The sequence below is a fragment of the Yimella sp. RIT 621 genome (assembly GCF_004146205.1).
GTDB lineage: Bacteria > Actinomycetota > Actinomycetes > Actinomycetales > Dermatophilaceae > Yimella > Yimella lutea.
On record NZ_SEIP01000033.1, the window covers coordinates 1 to 1535 of the forward strand.

Here is a 1535-nt window from a genome sequence, read left to right on the forward strand (position 1 = left end):
CTTGCTGGGGTGGATTAGTGGCGAACGGGTGAGTAACACGTGAGTAACCTGCCCTTCACTCTGGGATAAGCCTTGGAAACGAGGTCTAATACTGGATATTCATACATGGTCGCATGGTTGTGTGTGGAAAGATTTTTTGGTGGGGGATGGACTCGCGGCCTATCAGCTTGTTGGTGAGGTAGTGGCTCACCAAGGCTTTGACGGGTAGCCGGCCTGAGAGGGTGACCGGCCACACTGGGACTGAGACACGGCCCAGACTCCTACGGGAGGCAGCAGTGGGGAATATTGCACAATGGGCGAAAGCCTGATGCAGCGACGCCGCGTGAGGGATGACGGCCTTCGGGTTGTAAACCTCTTTCAGTAGGGACGAAGCGAGAGTGACGGTACCTGCAGAAGAAGCACCGGCTAACTACGTGCCAGCAGCCGCGGTAATACGTAGGGTGCGAGCGTTGTCCGGAATTATTGGGCGTAAAGAGCTTGTAGGCGGTTTGTCGCGTCTGCTGTGAAAGACCGGGGCTTAACTCCGGTTCTGCAGTGGGTACGGGCAGGCTAGAGTATGGTAGGGGAGACTGGAATTCCTGGTGTAGCGGTGAAATGCGCAGATATCAGGAGGAACACCGATGGCGAAGGCAGGTCTCTGGGCCATTACTGACGCTGAGAAGCGAAAGCATGGGGAGCGAACAGGATTAGATACCCTGGTAGTCCATGCCGTAAACGTTGGGCGCTAGGTGTGGGACTCATTCCACGAGTTCCGTGCCGCAGCTAACGCATTAAGCGCCCCGCCTGGGGAGTACGGCCGCAAGGCTAAAACTCAAAGGAATTGACGGGGGCCCGCACAAGCGGCGGAGCATGCGGATTAATTCGATGCAACGCGAAGAACCTTACCAAGGCTTGACATACACCGGAAGCATGCAGAGATGTGTGTGCCTTTTGGCTGGTGTACAGGTGGTGCATGGTTGTCGTCAGCTCGTGTCGTGAGATGTTGGGTTAAGTCCCGCAACGAGCGCAACCCTCGTTCCATGTTGCCAGCACGTAATGGTGGGGACTCATGGGAGACTGCCGGGGTCAACTCGGAGGAAGGTGGGGATGACGTCAAATCATCATGCCCCTTATGTCTTGGGCTTCACGCATGCTACAATGGCTGGTACAGAGGGCTGCGATACCGTGAGGTGGAGCGAATCCCTTAAAACCGGTCTCAGTTCGGATTGGGGTCTGCAACTCGACCCCATGAAGTTGGAGTCGCTAGTAATCGCAGATCAGCAGTGCTGCGGTGAATACGTTCCCGGGCCTTGTACACACCGCCCGTCAAGTCACGAAAGTCGGTAACACCCGAAGCCGGTGGCCTAACCCTTGTGGGGGGAGCCGTCGAAGGTGGGATTGGCGATTGGGACTAAGTCGTAACAAGGTAGCCGTACCGGAAGGTGCGGCTGGATCACCTCCTTTCTAAGGAGCGACAGTGGCCTTTCATCACCGCGTGTGTGGTGGGGTCCTGCTCAAGGGTGGAACATCAATCATGGTGCCCGTGACCGGGTGGC

Annotated in this window: 1 rRNA gene; it reads left to right on the top strand. The window is 56.7% G+C overall.

Annotated elements, in window-relative coordinates:
* Positions 1–1443 (top strand): 16S ribosomal RNA (locus EU513_RS15560); the annotation flags it as partial.
* Between the last annotated feature and the right edge of the window lie 92 nt (positions 1444–1535).